The 20650-nt window shown below is 75.5% G+C and carries 18 protein-coding genes and 1 pseudogene; 14 read left to right on the top strand and 5 right to left on the bottom strand.

Annotation, left to right across the window (positions count from 1 at the left end; translation table 11 throughout):
* Positions 1–141: 141 nt before the first annotated feature.
* The gene (locus PHK61_RS22340) at positions 142–687 is read left to right on the top strand and encodes a helix-turn-helix transcriptional regulator (RefSeq protein WP_274283216.1); all 546 of its coding nucleotides are present in this window, start codon (positions 142–144) and stop codon (positions 685–687) included.
* A 22-nt stretch (positions 688–709) separates the two neighbouring features.
* On the opposite strand, the gene PHK61_RS22335 is transcribed toward PHK61_RS22340, so the two are convergent.
* The 3 genes from PHK61_RS22335 to PHK61_RS22325 form a co-directional block, all read right to left on the bottom strand.
* Positions 710–922 (bottom strand): hypothetical protein, encoded by a 213-nt coding sequence (locus tag PHK61_RS22335; protein WP_274283215.1) that lies wholly within the window; start codon positions 920–922, stop codon positions 710–712.
* Between the two features lie 74 nt (positions 923–996).
* The gene (locus PHK61_RS22330; RefSeq protein WP_274283214.1) at positions 997–1452 is read right to left on the bottom strand and encodes an SRPBCC family protein; all 456 of its coding nucleotides are present in this window, start codon (positions 1450–1452) and stop codon (positions 997–999) included.
* Positions 1453–1566: 114 nt separating this feature from the next.
* Positions 1567–2391: a glycoside hydrolase family 16 protein gene (locus PHK61_RS22325; protein WP_274283213.1), complete on the bottom strand. Its 825-nt coding sequence runs from the start codon at positions 2389–2391 to the stop codon at positions 1567–1569.
* 322 nt (positions 2392–2713) lie between these two features.
* Between PHK61_RS22325 and smc the strand changes: the two genes are divergently transcribed.
* The 8 genes from smc (at position 2714) to ffh (ending at position 15528) form a co-directional block, all read left to right on the top strand.
* On the top strand, positions 2714–6433 hold the full coding sequence (gene smc, locus PHK61_RS22320) for a chromosome segregation protein SMC (protein ID WP_274283212.1): 3720 nt from the start codon (positions 2714–2716) through the stop codon (positions 6431–6433).
* A gap of 147 nt (positions 6434–6580) precedes the next feature.
* Positions 6581–7144: a hypothetical protein gene (locus PHK61_RS22315; protein ID WP_274283211.1), complete on the top strand. Its 564-nt coding sequence runs from the start codon at positions 6581–6583 to the stop codon at positions 7142–7144.
* A gap of 260 nt (positions 7145–7404) precedes the next feature.
* Entirely contained in the window at positions 7405–8952 is a 1548-nt protein-coding gene (gene ftsY, locus PHK61_RS22310) for a signal recognition particle-docking protein FtsY (RefSeq protein WP_420791432.1), read from the top strand.
* A 32-nt stretch (positions 8953–8984) separates the two neighbouring features.
* Entirely contained in the window at positions 8985–9383 is a 399-nt protein-coding gene (locus PHK61_RS22305) for a VOC family protein (protein WP_274283210.1), read from the top strand.
* 193 nt (positions 9384–9576) lie between these two features.
* Positions 9577–10872 carry an ammonium transporter gene (locus PHK61_RS22300; protein ID WP_274283310.1) on the top strand — a complete coding sequence of 432 codons (1296 nt, stop codon included), beginning with the start codon at positions 9577–9579 and terminating at the stop codon, positions 10870–10872.
* A 5-nt stretch (positions 10873–10877) separates the two neighbouring features.
* Entirely contained in the window at positions 10878–11216 is a 339-nt protein-coding gene (locus tag PHK61_RS22295; RefSeq protein WP_133824904.1) for a P-II family nitrogen regulator, read from the top strand.
* A gap of 99 nt (positions 11217–11315) precedes the next feature.
* Positions 11316–13781 (top strand): [protein-PII] uridylyltransferase, encoded by a 2466-nt coding sequence (locus PHK61_RS22290; RefSeq protein ID WP_274283209.1) that lies wholly within the window; start codon positions 11316–11318, stop codon positions 13779–13781.
* Between the two features lie 124 nt (positions 13782–13905).
* Entirely contained in the window at positions 13906–15528 is a 1623-nt protein-coding gene (gene ffh, locus PHK61_RS22285; protein ID WP_274283208.1) for a signal recognition particle protein, read from the top strand.
* On the opposite strand, the gene PHK61_RS22280 is transcribed toward ffh, so the two are convergent.
* Positions 15529–15939, bottom strand: coding sequence for an MmcQ/YjbR family DNA-binding protein (locus PHK61_RS22280; protein ID WP_274283207.1), 411 nt, complete (start codon positions 15937–15939; stop codon positions 15529–15531). It abuts the gene before it with no gap.
* Positions 15940–15996: 57 nt separating this feature from the next.
* Here PHK61_RS22280 and PHK61_RS22275 point away from each other — a divergent pair, with 57 nt between their 5' ends.
* Positions 15997–17100: an amidohydrolase family protein gene (locus PHK61_RS22275; protein ID WP_274283206.1), complete on the top strand. Its 1104-nt coding sequence runs from the start codon at positions 15997–15999 to the stop codon at positions 17098–17100.
* On the opposite strand, the gene PHK61_RS22270 is transcribed toward PHK61_RS22275, so the two are convergent.
* Positions 17097–18551, bottom strand: coding sequence for an MFS transporter (locus PHK61_RS22270; RefSeq protein WP_274283205.1), 1455 nt, complete (start codon positions 18549–18551; stop codon positions 17097–17099). The two genes, PHK61_RS22275 and PHK61_RS22270, sit on opposite strands and share 4 nt — an antisense overlap.
* Positions 18552–18615: 64 nt before the next feature.
* Here PHK61_RS22270 and PHK61_RS22265 point away from each other — a divergent pair, with 64 nt between their 5' ends.
* From PHK61_RS22265 to rimM, 4 genes and pseudogenes are all read left to right on the top strand, one after another.
* Complete coding sequence (locus PHK61_RS22265) at positions 18616–19374, top strand: LamB/YcsF family protein (protein WP_274283204.1); 759 nt, start codon at positions 18616–18618, stop codon at positions 19372–19374.
* 139 nt (positions 19375–19513) lie between these two features.
* Positions 19514–19846: pseudogene (rpsP, locus tag PHK61_RS22260) on the top strand (30S ribosomal protein S16); the annotation flags it as partial.
* Between the two features lie 20 nt (positions 19847–19866).
* The gene (locus tag PHK61_RS22255; protein WP_133824910.1) at positions 19867–20106 is read left to right on the top strand and encodes an RNA-binding protein; all 240 of its coding nucleotides are present in this window, start codon (positions 19867–19869) and stop codon (positions 20104–20106) included.
* A gap of 7 nt (positions 20107–20113) precedes the next feature.
* Positions 20114–20650, top strand: a complete 537-nt coding sequence (gene rimM, locus PHK61_RS22250) for a ribosome maturation factor RimM (protein ID WP_274283203.1) — start codon at positions 20114–20116, stop codon at positions 20648–20650.

The raw sequence follows: 20650 nt of genomic DNA, 5'->3' as shown, positions 1-20650 counted from the left end.
ACGGACGGCGCAGTCCCAGTCAAGTCCGGTGTGCGGTGAGCACTCGATACGGAGGCCTACGTAGACCGAACGGGTGACGACGGCTCCCGGCGCAGCGGGGGTCGCGAGACACTCGGTGACCCGCTCACCGGAGTGGTGCCCATGACCGCCGAGCGCGTCCTGACCGTGGCCCTCGACCTCGTCGCGGCCACCGCCACCGTGCGCACCTGCACGGACCTCGACCGCGCCGTGTGGCCGGGGCTCTCCGCGCTCGTCGGCGGGGCGAGCCTCGCGGCGACGGGGTTCGACGGGCGCGCGATGACGTGGCCGCGTGACGCGGCCGCCGACCCCGGGGCCCGTCCGCGCGCCGTCCTCGTCGTGCGCCGGCAGGGCGCGGAGGCGAGCGTGGCCCTGCGTCGCGAGGACCGCGACTTCACCGACCGCGACGTCGCCCTGCTCCACCTCGTGCGGCCCCACCTCGCGGACGCGTTGTGGCGCGCCGCGCACGGCCCGCCGCCGCGGCCGCTCACCGCCCGCGAGCAGGCCGTCGTGGCCAGGGTGGCCCGGGGGGCGACGGACGCGGCGATCGCGCACGAGCTCGGCATCAGCCGCCGCACCGTCGGCAAGCACCTCGAGAACGCCTACGCCGCCCTCGGCGTGCACGACCGCACGTCCGCGGCCCTTCGCCTGGCGGTACCGCCCGCCTGAGGACCCGCCCTCGCCGCTCCGTTCAGTCGTCGCGATGCAGCGAGCGGCGGATCTCCTCGAGCTTGTCGTGGGCGGCGGCCTCGTGGTCGGCCTCCTGCTCGGCCCGCGCCCGGCCCTCGGCGCTGTCGGCGACGAGCTCCTCGTACCCCGCGGCGGCCGCGGAGCGGCGCTCGATGGTCTCGCGGACGTGCTCGAACGTGGGCACGCCGTCCTCGGTGTATCCCGGCTCCGTCACACCGTCGAGGGTAGCGCCGCGGACACACGTCGGACCCCGCATCGTGAGGCGACGCGGGGTCCGGACGACGGAGCTCAGGAGCTGACGTTCTGCGACGAGCTCTCCATGAGTTGCTTGAACTCGTTCAGCGCCTTCTCGATCTTCTTCTGCGGGTCCGCGAAGAGCTTCGCGGCCGCGTCGCCCGCGGCCCCACCCGGCGTCTGCACGTGGAGGCTGACCTCGACGCCGGTGGTGTCACCGTGCGGGTCGAAGCGCACCGCGCCGCCGGTCTCGACGTGGTTGTTGCTCTGCTCGAGCGACTTCCACGCGATCTTCCGGTCGCGCTCCTCGTCGATGATCTTGGCGTCCCACTCGACGGTCTTGCCCAGCGGGCCGTCGACCACCCAGTGCGTGACGTCGGCCTGGCCGTCCTTCGGCTCCACCGACTTCACGTCGTCCATGATCTGCGGCAGGTGGGTCAGCGGCCGCCACCACTGGTAGCACTGCGCGGCCGGGGCGTTGACCTCGAGGTAGTGCGTTGCGGTTGCCATGTCGGCGGGTTGACGTCTCGTCGCGACCCGAAACGGACGGGTTCGGGCGGCCGGAGCGACGCGCCACACGCGCCCGACCGATCCCGACGACGTGAAGCGACGTGTGGCGACGTGTCAGTCGGACCCCGGCGGTGGTGGATAGATGTGGATCCAGTCGGTCTCCATGACGGCGGGCTGCAGCCCACTCGGCGTGTTGGCATCGAGCTGCACACACGGGGTCATCGGTCCGCCCGGCTGCACGACGAGGTCGGTCACGACATACCACTGCTGGCCGTCGATCCATCCCGCGATGTGGGTCGGGGTCCACTCGACCGCGTAGTTGTGCCACTGGGAGAGGTCCACGGGTTGCCGGAAGGCCTTCCGGTCGGCGTCGCTGGTCGGGGGGTGGAGGAAAGTGCTGACCTGGCCGCTGCCCACGTCGGTCTCGGCGAAGTCGATCTCTCCGCCGGTACCGCCCGGCTTCACCGAACCAGGCGCGTTCGCCGGCCAGAGCAGCAGGACGGGGTGGTAGGGGTCGCCGTCGCTCGCTCCGGGCAGGGGTGCGGCGCGCATGCGGACCTCCCATCGGCCGTACCGCTGGGCGGTGCGGTTGGCGAGGCCGCCGGTGGTGCCCTCGGCGTCGCCAGTGATGGTGAGCACGCCGTCGCGGACGGCGACCGCGTCGGGGCTGCGCGTGCCGTTGCCGGCGTGGCCGTCGCCGTCGTACACGTCCCATCGGGTGGGGTCGACGCCGCCGTCGGTGAAGTCGTCGGAGCCCGGGCCGGGAGCACCCCACTGGTTGACCGCCGCCGCGGTGGTGTCGCCGGTGGTGGCGTCGAGCGAGAGGACCGGCTCGCCGGAGGTGGGACCGGGGGTGGACGGCGCCGTGCTGCACCCGGCGATCAGCGCGGCGGTCGTGACGGCCGTGCCGATCAGGGCGAGAGCCCGATGGCTTGTCATCAGTCGGCGTCCCTGGGACGGAGGGTCAGGGGAGGTGTCGAGGTCCTGGAGCGCAGTGACACTGTGCGGGGCGGGGATGGGCACGGCCAAGAGCACGGCCCGGATTCGGCCCCCCGCGGCGCCACGGAGGGGAGACCCCGGGTCGGCGCATGTCGGCGAGGATGAGCCACGCGGGTGGCACCTCCCTGGGCAGTTCCTGTGAGAACGATGTGGAGCGGAACGTCGGGCTCCGGCACGCGCGTGGCGAGGCGGGGCTCCGGCCCCGACGTCGGGGCCCTCGCGTAGCGTCCTCGATACCCGGGCTGGGGGAGGAGGACCGGGCGTGCACCTGAAGAGCCTCACGCTGAAGGGCTTCAAGTCCTTCGCGTCGTCCACGACGCTGCGCTTCGAGCCGGGCATCACGTGTGTGGTCGGACCCAACGGCTCGGGCAAGTCCAACGTCGTCGACGCCATCAGCTGGGTGCTGGGCGAGCAGGGGGCCAAGGCCCTGCGCGGCGGCAAGATGGAGGACGTCATCTTCGCCGGCACCTCGGGGCGGGCCCCGCTGGGCCGTGCCGAGGTCACGCTGACCATCGACAACGCCGACGGCGCGCTGCCGATCGAGTACGCCGAGGTGTCGATCACCCGGCGGGTGTTCCGCTCCGGCGCGGGCGAGTACGAGATCAACGGCAGCAGCTGCCGCCTGCTCGACGTCCAGGAGCTGCTCTCCGACTCCGGCATCGGCCGTGAGCTGCACGTCCTGGTCGGCCAGGGCCAGCTCGACGCCATCCTTCAGTCACGCCCCGAGGAGCGCCGGGCGTTCATCGAGGAGGCCGCGGGCGTCCTCAAGCACCGCAAGCGCAAGGAGAAGGCGCTGCGCAAGCTCGAGGCGATGCAGGCCAACCTCACGCGCCTGTCCGACCTCACCACCGAGCTGCGCCGCCAGCTCAAGCCCCTCGGGCGCCAGGCCGAGATCGCCCGCCGGGCCCAGACCATCCAGGCCGACCTGCGCGACGCCCGCCTGCGCCTCGCCGCCGACGACCTGGTCACCCTGCGCGGGCAGATCGAGCGTGAGCAGGCCGACGAGGACGCCGCGCGCCGCCGCCGCGACGAGACCGAGCGCGCGCTCACCGAGGTGGGCGGGCAGGTCACCGCGCTCGAGGCGGCGGTCGAGGCCGCGACCCCGGCGCACACCCGCGCGCAGGAGGGCTGGTTCCGCCTGTCGGCGCTGCAGGAGCGCCTGCGCGGCACGGTCGCGCTCGCCGCCGAGCGCCACCGGCACGTCGCGACGGCCGAGGACGCGCCCACCGGCCCCGACCCCGACGAGCTCGAGCGCCGTGCGGACGAGGCCGCCGGGCACGAGGCGGCGCTGGAGGCCGAGGTCGCCGAGGCCCGCGCCACCCTCGAGGCGCACGCCGAGGGCCGCGAGCGCGCCGAGGACGCGCTGACCACCGCCGAGCGCCGGCTCGCCGCGGCCACGCGTGCCGCCGCCGACCGCCGCGAGGGCGTGGCCACGCTCGCCGGGCAGGTGGAGACGCTGCGCGGGCGGCTGGCGTCGTCCACCGAGGAGCTCGAGCAGATCGCGAGCTCGCTGCACGAGGCGCACGAGCGCGCGGCCGTGGCCCGCGAGGAGCTGGCCGCGGTGGAGGAGGAGGCCGGTCCCGCGCCGGTGGTGGCCCAGGACGCCACGACGCCGGAGCCCGCGGCCGACGACGACCGGCCCGACCCCGAGGCCGCGCTCGACGCCGCGGTCGAGCGCCACGAGGTCGCCCGGGGCGCGGTCGACGCCGCCGGCGCGGCCCACCGCGACGCCGAGCGCGACCGCGCCCACTGGCAGGCACGCACCGACGCGCTCGCCCTCGGTCTCACGCGCCGTGACGGCGCCGGCGCCCTGCTCGCCGCCGCCGACCCCGTGCCCGGGGTGCTCGGCTCGGTCGCGGCGCTGCTGCGGGTCGGCGCGGGCGACGAGGACGCGGTCACCGCCGCGCTGGGCCCGGCGGCGGACGCAGTGGCGGTGCGCGGCCCCGAGGCGGCCGCCGACGCGCTCGACCGGCTCCACGAGACCGAGGGCGGGCGCGCGGGGCTGCTGGTGGGCGGGGGTGCCGACGGTCCGGCGTCGTCCGGACCACCGCCGGAGGGCAGCCGCTGGGCCGTCGACCTGGTCCGCGCTCCCGACGAGCTCGCCGGCGCCGTCGCGCGGGTCCTCGCCGGCGTCGTCGTCGTCGACGACCGCGCCGCCGCCCGCGCGGTCGTGCGCGACCACCCGCACCTGCGCGCGGTCACCCGTAGCGGCGACCTGCTCGGCGCCGACTGGGCGTCCGGCGGCCCGTCGGGCAACCAGAGCCTGCTCGAGATGCAGGCCGCCGCGGACGAGGCGGGCGACCGGCTCGCCGCCGCCGAGCGCCACGTCCGCGAGGCCGAGGCGGCGCTCGAGGCGGCGCGCGAGGCCGAGTCCGCCGCCCGCGCCGAGGTCGGCGTCGCCCGCCAGGTGCGTGACGACCGGCGCCGCGCCGACGCCGAGGCCCGCCGTGCCGCGGACGCCCGCCGCGCCGCCGACGACGCCGCGCGCGCCGACGCGGCCCGCCGCCACGGCCGGCTGAGCGAGACCGTACGCGCCGCCGAGGCGGAGGCCCAGCGGCTCACCGAGCGGCGCGCGGCGGTCGAGCGCACCCGCGACGAGCGCCGCGACGAGCTCGACGAGCTCACCGAGCGCCTCGCGATGGCCCAGGACGAGGCCGCCGACGACGCGGCCGGCGCCGACGCCGACGAGCACGCGGCGGCGCGCGACCAGGCGTCGGCCGCGCTCACCGCCGCCCGGGCCGCCGAGGTCGACGGCCGGCTGGCCCTGCGCACCGCCGAGGAGCGGCTGCGGGCCGTCGCGGGGCGCGCCGAGGGCATGCGCCGGCGCGCCGAGGGCGAGCGCGACGCCCGCGCCAAGGCCGCGGACCGGGCCCGCGAGCGCGCGCGGGTCGCGACGCTCACCGAGGCGGCCGTCCGGCACGGCCAGGACGCGCTGGCGCGCCTGCAGACCTCGCTCGCCCGGGCCGCCGAGGCCCGCGACGCCGCCGCGGCGGTGCGCACGGCCCGCGCCGGCGAGCTCGACACGGCCCGCGAGCGCCAGCGGGAGCTGCAGGCGGGCCTCGAGCGGCTCACCGACGCCGTGCACCGCGACGAGGTCGTCCGCGCCGAGCAGCGCACCCGCCTGCAGCAGATGGAGGCGGGCATCGGCGAGCGCTTCGGGATCGGGCTGGAGGACCTCGTCACCGAGTACGGCCCCGACGTCCCGATCCCGCCGCCGGCCGGCGAGGTCGCCGAGGTGGAGGCGGCCCGCGAGCGCGGCGAGCAGGTCGTCATGCCCCCGCCCGAGCCGTTCGACCGCGCCACCCAGCAGCGCCGCGCGACGCGCGCGGAGAAGGAGCTGGGCACGCTCGGCAAGGTCAACCCGCTCGCCCTCGAGGAGTTCGCCGCGCTCGAGGAGCGCTATCGCTTCCTGTCCACGCAGCTCGAGGACGTCAAGAACAGCCGCAAGGACCTCCTCGAGGTGGTCTCGCAGGTCGACGCCACCATCCTCGAGGTCTTCGCGACGGCCTTCGCCGACGTCGCGCGGGAGTTCAAGGCGGTGTTCCCGGTGCTCTTCCCCGGCGGCGACGGGCGCCTCGTGCTCACCGACCCCGAGGACCTGCTGGCCACCGGCGTCGAGGTCGAGGCCCGCCCGCCGGGCAAGAAGGTCAAGCGGCTCTCGCTGCTGTCGGGCGGCGAGAAGTCGCTGACGGCCGTGGCCATGCTCGTCGCGATCTTCCGGGCGCGCCCCTCGCCGTTCTACGTCATGGACGAGGTCGAGGCGGCCCTCGACGACGCCAACCTGCGGCGCCTCATCGGCCTGCTCGCCGAGCTCCGCCGCAACTCCCAGCTCGTCATCATCACCCACCAGAAGCCCACGATGGAGATCGCGGACGCGCTCTACGGCGTGAGCATGCGGGGCGACGGGATCACCGCTGTCATCTCGCAACGCCTGCGGGGCGCGGATGCGCCCGGACCGTATGCCGGGACCACCCCGTCGTAATCACTCTGCGTGCTGCTACGTTGCGCTGAGTATCACCGGCAGCCCGGATCGGGGGCGAGGACGACGCTGTCGTGGCCTCCCGGCTCGCGACCGGCGCCTCTACCGTGCTGGTGAGAGCGCTGCGAGCGGACTGACGGGGGGGCGGACATGACGGCGGTGCGGTCCGGACCGGAACCCGCTGCCCCCCTGCCCCGCACCGGGCGGCACGCGCGGCGGGAGACCGGGGCCCCGTCGGGTCCGCTGGTGCCGCTGCGCACGGTCGTCCGCACCCCGGTCCCGGACCCGATGGCGTCCGTCGGGCTCGCGCCCGGCCGCCTGGTGATCGACAGTTCCTACTCCCGCCTGTGCCCGCACCTCGGCGCGCGCCGGGTCGCGGTCAGCGTCGACGGGCTGCCATGGCGCTTCGCCTGGGGGCGCACCCCGATCGACCTGCCCGCCAGCCGGCACCTCGTCGAGATCGAGGTCGAGCAGGGCCGCGCTGGGCGCCGCGCGTGGGGCCACGTCGCCGACGCGGTGCCGGTCGCCGCGGGCAACACCGTCGAGGTCTTCTACCGCGCCCCCGCCCTGCCCCGCCTCGCCGGCTCGCTGGGCCCCTCGCGCCAGCGCACCGCCGGGTTCGCCCTGTGCGCCGCGCTCCTGGCCCTGGCCGGCGTGGCCGTCCTCGCCGGCCTGGGCCTGCTCGTCCTCGCGCTCGTCGCGCTCGCGGGCTGACGCGCGCGAGATCAGGAGCGTCGTGGTGCGCACGCCGGCGCGTGCGGGGCGCACCGTGCGCTCCTGATCTCGGGGGGACGCGGTGCCGGGCGACCGGCCGCGCGCCGTCGCCCGGCCCGACTGGGAGACTGGCGGGCGTGTCACTGAGCTCGTCGCTGACCTCCCCGCTCGACCTGCCCGCCACCGACCCGACGGTGGGCGCCGCCCTCGCTGCCCCGGCCGGCGCGGGCACGCTGTCGACCGGGCTGATCGCCACGATCGTGGTCGTCGCCGTGGTCGTCGTCCTGCTCATCGTGCTGGGCGTCGGGCTCTACCTGCGCCGGCGCCGCCAGGTCTCGCTCGCCGAGGAGCAGGAGGAGCCGGCCAAGCCGACGAAGGGCTCGTACCAGGCGGGCGGCGGGTTCAGCTTCAGCGCGGGCAGTGGCGGCAGCTCGACGCTCGCGCCACCGCGCCCCGAGCCGCAGCCCGAACCGCAGCCGGAGCCCGAACCGAGCGAGCCGGCCGAGCGCCCGGAGGCCGGCGGCCCGCAGGGCACGGCCCCGCCCGGCGCGGCCGGGGCCCCGCCGGCGACCGCGCCCGCCGAGCCCGCCGAGCCCGCCGAGCCCGCCGAGCCCGCGGCACCCGCCGAGCCCGCCGAGCCCGCGGCACCCGAGCCCGACACCGCCGCCACAGGCCCCGGCACGCCGGCGTTCCCCGACGTCGCCGCCGGCCCGCAGGCCACGGCCCCGCCGGAGGCCGCCGAGCCCGAGACCGCCGAGCAGGTGGCGCCGGAGCCGGAGACCCCCGCCGCCCCGGCCCCCGCCGGCACCACCACCGAGGACACGACCGAGACCGTCGCCCCGTCGACGGGGACGACCGTGGCGCCCGCCGCGCCGCCCGAGGAGATCCCGTCCGCCGAGGGCCGCCTCGAGCGTCTGCGCGGCCGGCTGGGGCGCTCGCGGTCGACGCTCGGGCAGGGCCTGCTGGGGCTGCTCGGCGCCGGGGACCTCGACGAGGACTCGTGGGAGGAGGTCGAGGACACCCTGCTCCTGGCCGACCTCGGCTCCGCGACCACGCAGGAGATCGTCGGCAAGCTCCGTGAGCGCATCGCCACCCGCGGCGTGCGCACCGCCGACCAGGCCCGCGAGCTGCTGCGCGAGGTGCTGGTCGAGTCGCTGGGCCCGGACATGGAGCGCTCCGTGCGCGCGCTCGCCCACGACGGGCGCCCCGCGGTGGTGCTCGTCGCCGGCGTCAACGGCACCGGCAAGACCACGACCACCGGCAAGCTCGCCCGCGTCCTCGTCGCCGACGGCCACGTCGTGCTCCTGGGGGCCGCCGACACCTTCCGCGCCGCCGCGGCCGAGCAGCTCGCGACGTGGGGCGAGCGCGCCGGCGCCGAGACGGTGCGCGGCAAGGAGGGCGCCGACCCCGCGAGCGTCGCGTTCGACGCGGTCAGGCGCGGCACGGAGTCCGGCGTGGACGCGGTGCTGCTCGACACCGCCGGGCGGCTGCACACCAAGACCGGCCTGATGGACGAGCTCGGCAAGGTCAAGCGGGTCGTCGAGCGCCAGGCCGAGGTCGACGAGGTCCTCCTGGTCCTCGACGCCACCACCGGCCAGAACGGGCTGACCCAGGCGCGGGTGTTCAGCGAGGTCGTCGACGTCACCGGCGTCGTGCTCACCAAGCTCGACGGCACCGCCAAGGGCGGCATCGTCTTCCAGGTGCAGCGCGAGCTGGGCGTGCCGGTGAAGCTCGTGGGCCTCGGCGAGGGCCCTGACGACCTCGCGCCGTTCGAGCCCGGGGCGTTCGTGGACGCGCTGCTCAAGTAGCGCTGTCGGGGGGCGTCCCTACCGTGCGCGCCATGTCCGGCATCGCGCGCCTGCAGCTGACCGCCATCGACAGCCCCGACCCCCGGGCCCTCGCGCAGTTCTACGCGACGCTCGTCGGGCTGCCGATCGACGAGTCCGCCACCGACGACGACTGGATCGAGCTCGACGGCGGCGGCGGGCCGACCCTGGCCTTCCAGCTCGCCCCCGCCCGGCGCGCGCCGGCGTGGCCCGAGGAGGGGGCGCTGCAGTTCCACCTCGACGTGGAGGTCGACGACCTCGACGCGGGCGAGGCGGCCGTCCTCGCGGCCGGCGCGACGAAGACGGCCCACCAGCCGGGGACGACCTTCCGGGTCTTCCTCGACCCCGACGGCAACCCCTTCTGCCTGGTGCTGTCCGCCGATGGAGCAGGCGATCATCGCGCACCGTCATGACGCAGGTCTCACGCCGCCCGGTCACGCCGGTCGCGAAACATGATGGTGACATCCGCGGGCGGGCTGTTAACTGCCGCGAAACGAAGCGCGCCCCCATCGGAAACACGGCCTGCGCATTCTCGCTCTTCGAAATCGGTGCCCGCGAGAAGGGAAGCTGCTGGCCGTGGAACTCGACAGCGGAACGATCGCCTGGATGTTGACCAGCACCGCGCTGGTCCTGCTCATGACGCCGGGCCTGGCGCTGTTCTACGGCGGCCAGGCGCGCTCGAAGAGCGTCCTCAACATGATGATGATGGTCTTCAGCACCTTCGCCACGGTGGGCGTGCTGTGGGTCATCTTCGGCTACTCGATGTCGTTCGGTGACGACGTCGGCGGTGGCCTGCTCGGCAACCCGGGCCAGTACTTCATGCTCTCGAGCCTGCTGTCCGAGACGGTGCAGACCGACGGCCTGCCCGACATCGCCTTCGTGGCCTTCCAGGCCATGTTCGCGATCCTCACGGTGGGTCTGATCGCGGGCGCCGCTGCGGACCGCATGAAGTTCAACTCGTGGATGGTCTTCTCCATCCTCTGGGCGACGCTGGTGTACTTCCCGATCGCCCACTGGGTGTTCGACCTCGACGCCGGCTGGATCGCCAACGGCATCGGTGCGGTCGACTTCGCCGGTGGGACGGCGGTCCACATCAACGCCGGTACGGCCGCGCTCGTGCTCTGCATCGTCCTGGGCCGCCGCCGCGGCTGGCCGCGCGAGGCCATGCGCCCGCACAACCTCACGATGGTCATGCTCGGTGCCGGTCTGCTGTGGTTCGGCTGGTTCGGGTTCAACGCCGGTTCGGCCGCGGTCGCGAACTACTCCGCCGCGTACGCGTTCCTCAACACCGTCGTCGCCACCTGCACCGCGATCTGCGGCTGGCTGATCATCGAGCAGATCCGTGACGGCAAGGCCACCTCGCTGGGCGCCGCCTCGGGCATCGTGGCCGGTCTGGTCGCCATCACCCCGGCCTGCGCGGCGGTCACCCCGCTGGGCGCCATGGCCATCGGCTTCATCGCCGGCATCGCCTGCGCCTACGGCGTCGGCCTGAAGTACCGCCTGGGCTTCGACGACTCGTTCGACGTGGTCGGCGTCCACCTCGTCGGCGGCATCGTCGGCACGCTGCTCATCGGCTTCTTCGCCTGGGACGGCTCCCCGGCGGCGGCCGCGGGCGTGTTCTACGGCGGCGGCTGGGGCCAGCTCGGCATCCAGGCGATCGCGGCCGTCGCGGTCATCGCCTACAGCGGCATCGTCACGGCGATCATCGCTCTGATCATCAAGGCCGTCATGGGCCTGCGGGTGGAGGACGACAGCGAGGCCGCGGGCATCGACGAGGGTGAGCACGCCGAGTCGGGCTACGACTTCTCCAGCCTGCGCAGCGGGGGTGGCGGATTCGGGTCCTCGCACTCGACGCTGTCCTCCGCGACGCAGGTCACCGCGACCGCAGGGAAGGAGGGCTGAGCGAGATGAAGATGGTGACGGCGATCATCAAGCCGTTCGTGCTGGAGGACGTCAAGGGTGCCCTGGAGCAGCTCGGGGTCCTGGGCATGACCGTCAGCGAGGTCCAGGGCTACGGCCGCCAGAAGGGCCACACCGAGGTCTACCGGGGTGCGGAGTACTCCGTGGACTTCGTGCCGAAGGTCCGCATCGAGGTCGTCACCGACGACACCGCCGCGGAGAAGGTCGTCGACGCGATCGCCGAGACCGCCCGCACCGGCAAGATCGGTGACGGCAAGGTCTGGGTGACCCCGGTCGAGACCGTGGTGCGCGTGCGCACCGGCGAGCGCGGGGCCGACGCGCTCTAGGGCTGCCCTGCAGTTCAGGCACCACGACGACGCCGGGTCCCCGCGACGTGGGGACCCGGCGTCGTCGTCCCGGGCACCAGCGAGAGGGGACGCGGGCCGATGGCCGTGGCGGACGCGGAGTGGAACGGCGGGATCGACGGGGGACCGTCGAGCCTCGACGACGAGCGCGGGACGACGAACGGCGACGCCGTGGACCTCGTCCGCGCCCGCGCCGCGCTGCTCGACCCGCCGCCGGGCGCGCGCCGGCTCGGCCCCGCCGCGCTGCGCGAGGCGCTGGTCGAGCTGCACGACTTCTGGCTCTCGTCGCGGGCGGCGGCGGTCGGGGTGGGGGAGGGCTCGGCGCTCGTCGCGGTCGGCGCCCTGGGCCGCCGGGAGTTCGCGCCGTACTCCGATCTCGACCTCGTGCTCGTCCACGACGGGAAGCACGGCGGTCGCGACCAGATCTCCCGGGTGGCCGACTCGCTCTGGTACCCGCTGTGGGACGCGGGCATCGGGCTGGACCACTCGGTGCGCACCGTCGGCGAGGCCGTCGAGGTCGCCACCACCGACCTGCGCGTGGCCCTGGGCCTGCTCGAGGTCCGCTACCTGGCCGGCGACCCGGAGCTGGCCGAGCGCCTCGCCGCCACCGCCCGCCAGGCCTGGCGCGCCGGCATCCGCAACCGCTTCGACGACCTGGTCGCGTCCACCGGGACGCGCTGGGCCCGCTCCGGCGAGGTCGCGCACCGCATCGAGCCCGACCTCAAGAACGGCCACGGGGGGCTGCGCGACGTCCAGCTGCTCGACGCGCTGGCCGCCGCGCAGCTCGTGGACCGGCCCACCGTCGACGTCCAGGACGCCCGGCGCCTCATGCTCGACCTGCGCGTGGAGCTGCACCGCCGCGCCGGGCGGGCCCGCGACGTGATGCAGGCCGAGGACGCGCACGAGGTGGTCGCCGCCGCCGCGAACGAGCTCGGCGTCACCGACCGCTTCGACCTCGCGCGGGCCCTCTCCGGCGCCGCCCGCACGGTCGTGTTCGCCACCGACGCCGCCCTGCGCTCGGCGCGCGCCGCCCTGCCGCGCCGGGGCCTGGCCGCGCTGCGCCGCGCGCCGGCGCGCCGCCCGCTCGACGACGGCGTCGTCGAGCACGGCGGCGAGGTGGTCCTCGCCCGCGACGCTCAGGTCTCCCGCGACCCGGCGCTGGTCCTGCGCCTCGCCGCGACGGCGGCCCGCACCCGGCTGCCGATCGCCGCGAGCACCCTGCACCGGCTCGCCGACGTGGCCCCCGAGCTGCGCGAGCCGTGGCCGCGGGCGGCGCTCTCCGAGCTGCTGGCGCTGCTCGGCGCCGGCGAGGGCACGGTCGACGTCATCGAGGCCCTCGACCGCACGGGCCTGTGGGGGCGGCTGTTCCCCGAGTGGGGCGCGGTGCGCGACCTGCCCCCGCGCGACCGCCAGCACGTGTGGACCGTCGACCGCCACCTCGTCGAGGTCACCCGCCGCGCCGCGGAGCTGACGACGCGCGTCTCGCGGCCCGACCTGCTGCTGCTCGGCGCGCTCGTGCACGACATCGGCAAGGGGCGCGACGAGGACCACTCGGTGGTCGGCGAACGTCTCGCCACCCACCTCGGCAAGCGACTGGGGCTCTGGCCCGCCGACGTCGACCTCCTCGCGGCGATGGTGCGCCACCACCTGCTGCTGCCCCACACCGCGTCGCGCCGCGACCCGGAGGACCCGGCGACGGTGGAGCGCGTCGTGGAGACCCTCGGCGCCGACCCGGTCCTGCTCGAGCTGCTGCACGCCCTCGCCGAGGCCGACTCGCTGGGCACCGGCCCGGGGGTGTGGACGCCGTGGCGGGCGACGCTGATGGGCGACCTCGTCCGGCGCTGCCGCGTCGTGATGGCCGGCGAGCCGACGCCCGGGCCGTCGACCCTGTCGGCGGAGGCCCTGGGGCTCGCCGAGACCGTGGCCGCCAGCGGCCGCCCGGAGGTGTCGGTGTCCGGCGACGGCGAGCTGACCACGATCACGATGACGGTCGCCGCGCCGGACCGCCCCGGCCTGCTCTCCCGCGCCGCGGGGGTGCTGGCGCTGCACTCGCTGCAGGTCCACACCGCCGACCTCGGCGAGCACGACGGCGTCGCCGTCGACGCCTTCACCGTCTCGCCGCGCTTCGGGCGCCTGCCCGAGGCGTCGCTGATCCGCGAGGACCTCGTGCGGGTGCTGCGCGGCTCGCTCGACCTGCCCGCGCGCCTCGAGGCCAAGGAGCGCGACTACGACCGCCCGGGGCCCGCCCCGGCTCCGAGCCGCGTGCTGTGGTTCGACGACGAGGCCACCGGGGCCGTGGTGCTCGAGCTGCGCACCGGCGACCGGATCGGGCTGCTGCACCGCGTCGCCGCGGCGCTCGAGGCCGAGGGTCTCGACGTGCGGTGGGCGCGGGTCTCGACGCTGGGCAGCTCGGTGCTCGACGCCTTCTGCCTGGAGACCGCCGAGCACGAGGTCCTCGACCCCGAGCGCCGGCAGCGGGTCGAGGAGGTCGTGCTGGCCGCGGCCACCAGCGGGCTCGCGGCGCCGGAGCGGTATCCGACGGCCTGAGCCGGCCTGAGGCGGCCTGGGACCGCCCGACACGGCGCGACCGTTAGGCTGGGGGTTCGCCCGCGGTGATGTCGTGCCGGGGCCCGCCTGCGCCGCCAGCGACACCTCGAGGAGTGCGAGCGCCGTGTTCGACGCCCTGTCCGACCGCCTCACGTCGGTCCTGTCCGACCTGCGCGGGAAGGGTCGGCTCTCCGAGACCGACATCGACACGACGTGTCGCGAGATCCGCATCGCGCTGCTCGAGGCCGACGTCGCCCTGCCCGTGGTGCGCGGGTTCGTCAAGCAGGTCAAGGAGCGGGCGCGCGGCGCCGAGGTCTCCGAGGCGCTCAACCCGGCGCAGCAGGTCGTCAAGATCGTCAACGAGGAGCTCGTCGGCATCCTCGGCGGCGAGACCCGGCGCCTGCGCTTCGCGAAGACGCCGCCGACCGTGATCATGCTCGCCGGTCTCCAGGGCTCCGGCAAGACGACCCTGGCCGGCAAGCTCGCGTTCTGGCTCAAGAGCCAGGGCCACACCCCGATGCTCGCGGCCTGCGACCTGCAGCGCCCCAACGCCGTCAACCAGCTCCAGATCGTCGGCGAGCGCGCCGGGGTCGAGGTCTTCGCGCCCGAGCCGGGCAACGGCGTCGGCGACCCGGTCGACGTCGCCCGCCGCGCCGTCGCCGACGCGCGCAGCCGCCAGTACGACGTGCTCGTCGTCGACACCGCCGGCCGCCTCGGTGTCGACGAGGAGCTGATGCGCCAGGCCGCGGACATCCGCGACGCCGTCAGCCCCGACGAGACGCTGTTCGTCCTCGACGCCATGGTCGGCCAGGACGCGGTCACCACCGCCGAGGCGTTCCGCGACGGCGTCGGCTTCTCCGGCGTCGTGCTCACCAAGCTCGACGGCGACGCCCGCGGCGGCGCCGCGCTGTCGGTCCGCGAGGTCACCGGCGAGCCGATCCTCTTCGCGTCCAACGGCGAGAAGCTCGACGAGTTCGACGTCTTCCACCCCGACCGGATGGCCTCGCGCATCCTCGGCATGGGCGACGTGCTCACCCTCATCGAGCAGGCCGAGCAGGCCTTCGAGGAGGGCCAGGCCGAGGCCGCCGCGGCCAAGATGGGCACCGGCGAGCTGACCCTCGAGGACTTCCTCGAGCAGATGATGGCCGTGCGCAAGATGGGTCCGATCGCGAACGTGCTGGGCATGCTGCCCGGCGCGAACCAGATGAAGGACCAGCTCGCCGGGCTCGACGAGAAGCACCTCGACCGCGTCCAGGCGATCATCCGCGGCATGACGCCGGCCGAGCGCGCCGACCCGAAGATCATCAACGGGTCGCGGCGGCTGCGCATCGCCAACGGGTCCGGGGTCGGCGTCACCGACGTCAACCAGCTGGTCGAGCGGTTCTTCGAGGCCCGCAAGATGATGAAGAACATGGCCGGCCAGTTCGGGCTGCCGGGCATGGGCGGCGGCCGCAAGGGCAAGCGCCAGGCGGCGAAGGCCGCGAAGAACGTCCGCAAGGGCCCGAAGCAGATGCCGGCGATCGCGGGCATCGCGCAGGAGAGCACCGGGCAGCAGGACCGTGGCGAGCGCGCGGTCGGCAGCTACCAGACCCCGGGCCTCAACCAGCTCCCGCCGGCGCTGGCGGGCATGAACGAGCTGCCCGCGGGCTTCGACCCGAGCGCGCTGAGCTTCCCCGGCAACGCCGGCGGCGGGGGCGGGCGCGGCAACGGCGGCGGCAAGAAGGGCAACAAGAAGAAGCGCAAGTAGTCAGCGCCCTCCGGCGAGCCACTTCTCCCGCCGGCGGTTCGAGGCCCGCGACAGCCAGGCGTCCTGCACGATCTCGGTGAGCTCCTCGCGCGAGAGCCGGTCGAGGTGGGCCGCGCGCAGGAGCACCGAGAGGTGCCCGTCGAAGCGCGGCGTGGTGAAGAACGGCGTGGCCGGGTCGTGCACGAGGGCGTCCTTGTCCTCCTCGGACTCCACCCAGAACATGATCACGTCGGGGTACTTCTCGCCGGTCCCCGGGTCGCGGGCGTCGGGCTGGGGCGTCCGGAAGAACACGAAGGACTTCCCGCCGACCTGGTAGACGGTGTTGCCCTTCGGCCCCTCGACGCTCGTGACGTGCGGCATCGCGGCGGCGAGGGCGTGCACGTCCTCCACGCGGGCGGGCTCCGGGCTCACGGGGGCCGACCCTAGGACGCGCACCCGCGGCCGGGTCCGCTGGTTACCCTGCGCGGCATGTCGTCGCCGCTGCGCCCGTCCCCGCCGCTGCACCTGCGCGGTGTCCTCCTCGACGGCACGGCGGAGGGGGAGCGCGTCGGCGAGCTGTGGGTCACCGAGCAGGGGCGGATCAGCCTCGACCCGGTGCCGGGCGCCGAGACGGTCGCCGACGGCGGCTGGATCCTCCCGGGCCTGGTCGACGCGCACTGCCACGTCGGCATCGGTCCCGACGGCCCCGTCGACCTCGAGGAGGCCCGCGAGCAGGGCCACACCGACGCGGCGGGCGGCGCGCTGCTGCTCCGCGACTGCGGCAGCCCCGTCGACACCCGCCCGCTCGACGACGACCCGCGGATGCCGGAGATCCTCCGCGCCGGGCGCCACCTCGCCCGCCCCAAGCGCTACATCCGCGGGCTGCCGATCGACCTCGAGCCCGACGAGCTGCCGGCGGCGGTCGCCGAGACCGCGCGGGCGAACCCGTGGGTCAAGCTCGTCGGCGACTGGATCGAGCGCGACGCGGGCGACCTCGCGCCGCTGTGGCCGGACGACGTGCTGCGCGCGGCGATGGACGCCGCCCACGCCGAGGGGGCGCGGGTCACCGCGCACGTCTTCGGCGAGGACGCGCTGCCCGGGCTGATCGGGGCGGGCATCGACGGCATCGAGCACGGCACCGGCCTGACCGACGACACGATCGCGATGATGGTCGAGCGCGGCACGGTGCTGGTCCCGACGGTCATCAACGTCGAGAACTTCCCGTCGTTCGCCGACGCGGCCGGCGACAAGTTCCCCCGCTACGGCGCCCACATGCGCGAGCTCTACGCCCGCGCGCCGCGCACGATCGCCGCCGCGATCGAGGCCGGCGTGCCGGTGTTCGCGGGCACCGACGCCGGGGGTGGCATCGAGCACGGGCGGATCGTCGACGAGGTCGCGGCGCTGTCCGGGATCGGGCTCGGGCCCGCGCGGGCGCTCGCGGCGGCGTGCGGCGACGCGCGGGCGTGGCTGCGCCGGCCCGGGCTCGAGGAGGGTGCGCCCGCCGACCTGGTGGTCACCGTCGAGGACCCCCGCGTCGACACCGACACCCTGCGCGCGCCCACGCTCGTGCTGCGGGCCGGGACGGCCCTCTAGGAGGACGGCCGGGTCCGCGCCGGCAGCCGCCGCGACAGCGCGATCGCCGCGACGAGCACGACGGCGATCACCAGCAGGGCGTCGGAGAAGGGAGCGCCCGCGCCGTCGTGCAGCGGGTTCCACGAGCCGGCGCCGCTCGCGGTGCGCGCCGCGAGCACGGTGCCCAGCACCGCCGCGCCCGTCCCGCCGCCGAGGAAGAACGCGCCCTGGTAGATGCCCAGCCCGACCCCGGCGTGCTCGGAGGGCACCGCGGCGGCCACGGCGTTGATCAGGGGCGACGTGATCGACGCGAGGGCCAGGCCGACGGCGAACGTCACCCCGGACAGGAGCAGCGCCGACCCGCCGGCCGCGGTCGAGAGCGTCGCGACGGCCGCGAGCAGCAGCGTCAGGCCGATCCCGACGAGCCGGCGCGGGCCGAGGCGGTCGGACAGCCGGCCCGCCGGCGACGAGAGCGCGGCGACCGCGACCGCGCCCGGCAGCAGCACCAGGCCCACGTGGCCGACGCCGAGCCCGTTCACGGTGGCCACGAGCAGGGGCACGAGCAGGATCGTGCCGAGGTAGCAGAACATCGCGAGGAAGCCGACCGCGACGGCCGTGAGGAACGGGCCGGGGACGAGCAGCGACGGCGGGACGAACGGGCGCCGCGTCCGCCGGATGCGCACCGCGAACCCGCCCGCGAGCGCCAGGGCGGCGAGCCCGGCGCCCCACGAGGACGGCGCGAGGCCCACCTGCTGCGCGCGCGTGAGCGCGAAGAGCCCGAGGCCCACGGCGCCGCCGAGCAGCACGCCGCCGACGAGGTCGATCTGGCGCCACGAGGGGTCGGCGCTCTGGCGGCCGTCGGGCAGCACGCGGGGCGCGATGACGAGCAGCGGGGCGACGAGCAGGGCGGCGCCGAGGAACGGCCAGCGCCAGCCGGCGAGCTCGGCGACGAAGCCCGCCAGCGGCGGCCCGAGCGCCTGGCCCGCCCCGACACCGGTGCCGACGATCCCGAAGCCGAACCCGCGGCGGCCCGGCGGCAGCGAGCGCGCGACCGCCACCGACCCGAGCGCGGGCACCGCGGCGCTCCCGAGGCCCTGCAGCACGCGCCCGACCAGGTGCACGCCGATGGTCGGCGCGAGCCCGGCGACCACGGAGCCGACGAGGAAGATCGCGATGCCGGCGGCGAACACCCGGCGCACGCCGAAGACGTCGGCGATCCGCCCGTAGAGGGGCGTGGCGACCGCGAAGCTCAGCGAGAAGGCGGTGACCACCCACGCCAGCCCGCCGGGGGAGGCGGTGTAGTCCCGGCCGATCTCGGGGACCAGCACGAGCACCATGCTGTTGGCGAGCACCGCCACGGCGACCGCGACGAGCAGCACCCCCAGCAGGAGGCCGACCCGGACCGGGGGCTCCTCGACGGCCTGCTCGGGGGTCTCGACCGGCCCGACCGTCGTCGGTCGCGGATCACTCACCCCGACAGCGTGCGCCTTCGTGTGCGCTCCAGGTCAAGGGAGGGGCGGTCCTAGGCTGGGGGATGTGAGCACCCCGACCCTCGACCTCAACGCCGATCTCGCCGAGGGCTTCGGGACCTGGTCGCTGACCGACGACGACGCGCTCCTCGACGTGATCACCTCCGCGAACGTGGCCTGCGGGTTCCACGCCGGCGACCCGCTGAGGATGCAGCGGGTCTGCGCGGCGGCCGTCGAGCGCGGCGTGACGATCGGCGCGCAGGTCTCCTACCGCGACCTCGCGGGCTTCGGGCGCCGGTTCGTCGACGTCGACCCCGCCGAGCTGACCGCCGACCTGCTCTACCAGGTCGGCGCGCTGCGGGAGTTCGCGCGCGCGGCCGGCGGGGACGTCGCCTACCTCAAGCCCCACGGCGCGCTCTACAACGCCGTCGTACACCACGACGCCCAGGCCGGCGCGGTCGTCGCGGCCGCGGACCGGGCGGGCCTGCCGGTCCTGGGCCTGCCGGGCTCCCGGTTCCTCGCCATGGCGGCCGAGGCGGGCCTGGTCGCCCACGCCGAGGCGTTCGGCGACCGCGGCTACACCCGCGAGGGCACCCTCGTGCCCCGCCGCGAGCCCGGCGCGCTGCTGCCCGACGCGGACGCGGTGGTCGAGCGCGCCCGGCGGCTGGCCGCCGAGGGGGTCGTCGTCGCCGTCGACGGCACCGAGCTCCCCACGCGGGCGGCCTCCCTGTGCCTGCACGGCGACACCCCGGACGCCGTGGCGGCGGCGCGCCGCGTCGCCGAGGCGCTGCGCGACGCCGGGGTCACCCTCGCGCCCTTCGCCTGAGGGGCGGTCTGGCACAATCGCCAGGTCATCGTGTCCGCCACCGGCGGGCGCGACCGCGCACGAGCGGGCACGCCGTCCCCGGGGACCACCCCCGGCCGGGCGGCCCCGAGCACCATCGACCGAGGAGCATCTCCGAGCAGTGGCTGTCAAGATCAAGCTGGCCCGCATAGGCAAGATCCGCGAGCCCCACTACCGCATCGTGGTCGCGGACGCCAAGAACCGCCGTGACGGTCGCGTCATCGAGCAGATCGGCGAGTACCACCCCAAGAGCCAGCCGAGCGACATCAAGATCAACTCGGAGCGCGCGCAGTACTGGCTGGGCGTCGGCGCCATCCCGACCGAGCCGGTGCACAGCCTGCTCAAGGTCACCGGCGACTGGCAGAAGTTCAAGGGCCTCCCGGGCGCCGAGGGCAAGCTCCAGCCGCAGCCGGAGAAGGTCGACAAGCAGGCCCGCTTCAACGAGGAGCTGGCCAAGGTTTCCGGCTCGGCCGAGTGAGCGAGCTCGCCGAGGCGCTCGAGCACCTCGTGCGCGGCATCGTCGCCCACCCCGACGAGGTCGCGGTCGACCTCGTCACCAACCGCCGCGGCCGCACCCTCGAGGTCCGGGTCCACCCCGACGACCTCGGCAAGGTGATCGGTCGCAACGGCCGGACCGCCACCGCCCTGCGCACCGTCGTGGGCGGCATCGGCGGTCGCGGCGTGCGTGTCGACGTCGTCGACACCGACCGCTGAGGACGCGGTGAGCACTCCGTCCGACGAGCGTGTCGTCGGCCGGGTCGTGAGGGCCCACGGCCTGCGCGGCGAGCTCGTCGTCGAGCCCCGCACCGACAACGTCGACACCCGGTTCGCCCCGGGTGCGGTGCTGTCGGTGCGGGGCCGACGTGTCCCCGGGACCGGGTCGCTGACCGTCGCCGCCGTGCGTCGCCACGGCGACCGCCTGCTCGTCACCGTCGAGGAGGTCGGCGACCGCGACGCGGCCGAGGCGCTGCGCACCGCCGAGCTCACCGCGCCCGCGCTCGCCGAGGCGCCCGAGGACCCCGACGAGTTCCACGACCACCAGCTCGAGGGGCTCACCGCCGTGCTCACCGACGGGACGACCGTCGGCACGGTGACCGCCGTGCTGCACGGCGCGGGCGGCGAGCTGCTCGCCGTCGAGCGCGCCGAGGGCGGCGAGCTCCTCGTGCCCTTCGTCGCCGCGATCGTCCCCGAGGTCGACGTGGCGGGCGGGCGTCTCGTGCTCGATCCGCCGGAAGGCCTGCTCGACCCCGCAGACTGA

Source organism: Actinomycetospora lutea (genome assembly GCF_028737205.1).
Taxonomy (GTDB): Bacteria; Actinomycetota; Actinomycetes; order Mycobacteriales; family Pseudonocardiaceae; genus Actinomycetospora; species Actinomycetospora lutea.
The sequence above is the reverse complement of the archived record's forward strand: the minus strand, read 5'-3'. Positions and strand labels throughout refer to the sequence as shown.

Excerpts from the sequence above, each read along its gene's own strand:
- PHK61_RS22340 (WP_274283216.1), top strand. The coding sequence starts at position 142 with ATGACCGCCGAGCGCGTCCTGACCGTGGCCCTCGACCTCGTCGCGGCC.
- PHK61_RS22330 (WP_274283214.1), bottom strand. The coding sequence starts at position 1,452 with ATGGCAACCGCAACGCACTACCTCGAGGTCAACGCCCCGGCCGCGCAG.
- PHK61_RS22325 (WP_274283213.1), bottom strand. The coding sequence starts at position 2,391 with ATGACAAGCCATCGGGCTCTCGCCCTGATCGGCACGGCCGTCACGACC.
- PHK61_RS22315 (WP_274283211.1), top strand. The coding sequence starts at position 6,581 with ATGACGGCGGTGCGGTCCGGACCGGAACCCGCTGCCCCCCTGCCCCGC.
- PHK61_RS22305 (WP_274283210.1), top strand. The coding sequence starts at position 8,985 with ATGTCCGGCATCGCGCGCCTGCAGCTGACCGCCATCGACAGCCCCGAC.
- PHK61_RS22300 (WP_274283310.1), top strand. The coding sequence starts at position 9,577 with ATGTTGACCAGCACCGCGCTGGTCCTGCTCATGACGCCGGGCCTGGCG.
- PHK61_RS22295 (WP_133824904.1), top strand. The coding sequence starts at position 10,878 with ATGAAGATGGTGACGGCGATCATCAAGCCGTTCGTGCTGGAGGACGTC.
- PHK61_RS22290 (WP_274283209.1), top strand. The coding sequence starts at position 11,316 with ATGGCCGTGGCGGACGCGGAGTGGAACGGCGGGATCGACGGGGGACCG.
- PHK61_RS22275 (WP_274283206.1), top strand. The coding sequence starts at position 15,997 with ATGTCGTCGCCGCTGCGCCCGTCCCCGCCGCTGCACCTGCGCGGTGTC.